Genomic DNA, 3,682 nt, shown 5'->3' with positions numbered 1-3,682 from the left:
AGTGGTGCAGAAGAAAATCCGTACCATGCCCACCGACCCAGCCCGGGTGGCACGCACGGACCCTGGTACGCCCGAAAAATGCCCGGTCTGGGCCCTGCATCAGGTTTATTCCGGCCCAGAGACGCAGGCATGGGTCCGCAGCGGCTGTACAACGGCAGGTATCGGCTGTCTGGATTGTAAACAACCGGTAATTGAAGCGGTGCTCGCTGAACAGGCGCCGATCCGTGAGCGGGCGGAGTACTGGGCGGCACGGCCGGAGCAACTACAGGAAATTGCCCATGCGGGCGCCCAGCGTGCCCGCCAACGCGCCGATCAGACGCTGGAGCGGGTGCGCGCAGCCATGGGTCTGGCGCATGAGCAGCGCCATCTCTGAATCCCGCCCGTCGGCGGCGCCTATGCAGGTTCATGGGCAACCGCTGGAAGGTCTGCCTGACGGCCTCTTCATTCCGCCGGATGCCTTGGAAGTGTTGCTGGAAAGCTTTTCCGGTCCGCTGGAATTGCTGCTCTGGCTGATCCGCCGTAACCGCATGGATATCCGCGATATTCCGGTGGCCGAAGTGACCCGGCAGTATCTGCACTACCTGCGCGAAGCGCGTCGCCGCAATCTGGAACTGGCGGCGGAATATCTGCTGATGGCGGCCTGGCTGGCGGAGATCAAGGCACGCATGTTGCTGCCCGTGCCGCCCGCAGCGGAGGATGAAGACTTCGATCCCCGTCTGGAACTGGCGCGCCGCCTGGAGGCTCTGGCTACGGTGCAGAGTCAAGCGGAGGCGCTCCACACTTTGCCTCAGGCTGGACGGGATTTCTGGACGATTTACCCCGCGCCACATCCCGATCTGCCTTTGGCACCACCGCTGGTAGCCCTCACCGATATCGTAAACGCTTGGCAGGCGTTGCTTCTGCGCCCCGCGCGCAAGCCACCTCCCGCCCATACCCTGACGAATCCGCGTATGGGATTACGGCAACGGATGGTGGAGCTACTACTGTATTGCCGCCGAGAACCGCGCCCCTGGTTTCTTAACGAGCTCTTGCCGCCTATGGCAGATCGCCTGGCTCTGGCAGTGTCACTATTAGCCATATTGGAATTACTCCGGCAAGAGGCACTGGCTTTGGTCGAAGGCGAAGAGGGGGTCTGGCGGGTTGCGGTGGCTGGTGTCGATGGGCTTGGTGGTGCCTGATGCGTGAAGCGCTCCTGGCATTGTTTCTGTCCAGCGCTGAGCCGCTCTCCCGCGAGCACTTGGCGGCCCTCCTCGACGACGATCCCGACTGCGCAGGATGGGAGGCGGCGCTGGAGATGCTGTTAGCCATTGGCGAAGGACCTCTGCAACTGGTCTCTGTCGCCGGTGGCTATCGTTTGCAGATTCATCCCCGTCATAATGCCCTCCTGGCGCGCCTTCACGTGGAGGCACCACGACCTTTATCGAAGGCGATGCTGGAGACCTTGGCCGTGATCGCCTATCAGCAGCCGATAACGCGTCCGGAAATCGAGCACTGGCGAGGGGTTGCAGTGAGTGCGCAGATCATGCAGCAGCTTCAGGAGCGCGGCTGGATAACGGTCGCCGGGCACCGGGATACGCCGGGGCGACCTGCACTTTGGGTGACAACACCAGGTTTCCTGGCGCATTTTTCGCTGTCTTCGTTGGAAGCATTGCCAAAGCTCATGGCGGCGGAGAGACTTGGGGAATGTGAAAAGCCCATCAGAACGAAACATGATAAAAAAGATATTGGGAAAGTTATAATAATCTGAGTTGACGAATTTGGGGTGTACTATAATATCTAAAGCAGAATTTGAAATTAGGCTCGGTAAGCGGAGACAGGTACTGTAGCTTACCTAGAATCTGGCGCAGTAAGTTACGTGAGGAGCGAGCGATGGCACATGTCGTAATTTTGGGTGCGGGCACAGGCGGAATGCCGGCCGCCTACGAAATGAAAGAAGCCCTGGGTTCCGGGCATGAGGTGACGCTGATCAGCGCCAATGATTACTTCCAGTTCGTACCGTCCAACCCGTGGGTGGGCGTAGGCTGGAAAGAGCGCGACGACATCGCCTTTCCGATCAGACCATATGTGGAACGCAAAGGGATACATTTCATTCCGCAGTCCGCCGAACATATTGATGCCGAAGCGCAGGATATTACCCTCGCCGATGGTAGCAAGGTTCATTACGACTATCTGTTGATTACTACCGGTCCGAAGCTGGCTTTTGAGAATGTGCCAGGTTCTAACCCGCATGAAGGTCCGGTGCAGTCCATTTGTACGGTGGATCATGCAGAGAAGGCCTATGCTGAATATCAGGCGTTGTTACGCGAGCCAGGCCCTATCGTTATGGGCGCTATGGCGGGCGCCAGTTGCTTTGGTCCCGCTTATGAATATGCCATGATTGTTGCCTCAGACCTCAAAAAGCGGGGCATGCGCGACAAGATTCCATCCTTCACCTTTATCACGAGTGAGCCTTACATTGGTCACCTGGGCATTCAGGGCGTGGGTGATTCTACGGGTATCCTGACCAAGGGGCTCAAGGAAGAGGGTATTGAGGCCTACACCAATTGTAAGGTCACCAAGGTCGAAGACAACAAGATGTATGTGACCCAAGTGGATGAGAAGGGTGAAACCGTCAAAGAAATGGTTCTGCCAGTCAAGTTCGGCATGATGATCCCGGCCTTCAAGGGCGTGCCTGCCGTGGCAGGTGTCGAGGGGTTGTGCAATCCCGGCGGTTTTGTCCTGGTGGACGAACATCAGCGCAGCAAGAAGTATGCGAACATCTTTGCGGCGGGTATCGCTATCGCGATTCCGCCGGTGGAGGTGACCCCGGTGCCGACCGGCGCGCCCAAGACCGGTTATATGATCGAGTCCATGGTGTCGGCGGCGGTACACAATATCAAGGCGGATTTGGAAGGCCGTAAGGGTGAGCAGACCATGGGCACCTGGAATGCGGTGTGTTTTGCCGACATGGGTGATCGCGGTGCAGCGTTTATTGCCTTGCCCCAGTTGCGACCCCGTAAGGTCGACATCTTTGCCTATGGCCGCTGGGTACATCTGGCCAAGGTGGCCTTTGAGAAGTACTTCATCCGCAAGATGAAGATGGGCGTCTCCGAGCCTTTTTATGAGAAGGTGCTGTTTAAGATGATGGGTATCACCCGTCTCAAGGAAGACGAGACCCATCGTAAGGTATCCTGATCGTTCTGTTGATCAGTGAAAATACCCCCGCCTTGTGCGGGGGTTGTTTTTTTTGTAGGTGCGGAAGCGTGGACGGGATATGATCCGGAAAGTATTTGCCGCAGCTTGTGTAGGTTTTGGAGAAACATGGACGAAAAATTGCAGAAGGTACTTGCTCGTTTTGGCCTGGGATCCCGCCGCCTGATGGAGGCGTGGATCGCGGCAGGGCGCGTGATGGTGAATGGCCAGCCCGCCAAACTGGGGGATCGGGTGACGGCACAGGACAAAATTACTGTTGACGGGGAGGCATTGCGGATTCCCTCCTGGGTGCGTCCGCGCCTGCGCGTGCTGCGCTATCACAAGCCGGCGGGGGAACTCACTACCCGCAGCGACCCCGAGGGCCGGCCCACGGTTTTTGATCGCTTGCCGCGACTGCGCGGTAGCCGCTGGATTGCGGTCGGGCGTCTCGACTACAACACCGAAGGCTTGTTACTGCTGACGAATGACGGCGACCTCGCCAACGCGCTGA

General features: G+C 58.2%; 4 protein-coding genes and 1 pseudogene. All 5 read left to right on the top strand.

Annotated elements, in window-relative coordinates:
- Positions 1-373: pseudogene (locus AC2VNK_RS04720) on the top strand (tryptophan--tRNA ligase); the annotation flags it as partial.
- The gene (locus AC2VNK_RS04715; RefSeq protein WP_486883008.1) at positions 354-1,178 is read left to right on the top strand and encodes a segregation and condensation protein A; all 825 of its coding nucleotides are present in this window, start codon (positions 354-356) and stop codon (positions 1,176-1,178) included. The pseudogene AC2VNK_RS04720 and the gene AC2VNK_RS04715, both read left to right, overlap by 20 nt.
- Entirely contained in the window at positions 1,178-1,747 is a 570-nt protein-coding gene (scpB, locus tag AC2VNK_RS04710; protein ID WP_486883007.1) for an SMC-Scp complex subunit ScpB, read from the top strand. The genes AC2VNK_RS04715 and scpB overlap by 1 nt, the downstream gene beginning before the upstream one ends.
- 122 nt (positions 1,748-1,869) lie before the next feature.
- The gene (locus tag AC2VNK_RS04705) at positions 1,870-3,174 is read left to right on the top strand and encodes a sulfide:quinone oxidoreductase (RefSeq protein ID WP_486883006.1); all 1,305 of its coding nucleotides are present in this window, start codon (positions 1,870-1,872) and stop codon (positions 3,172-3,174) included.
- A 126-nt stretch (positions 3,175-3,300) separates the two neighbouring features.
- Positions 3,301-3,682: pseudouridine synthase (locus AC2VNK_RS04700; protein WP_486883005.1), on the top strand; the 382-nt coding region annotated here is incomplete at its 3' end.

Source organism: Acidithiobacillus sp. TH-A35, assembly GCF_057473505.1.
This window is presented reverse-complemented; position numbering and strand designations above follow the sequence as displayed.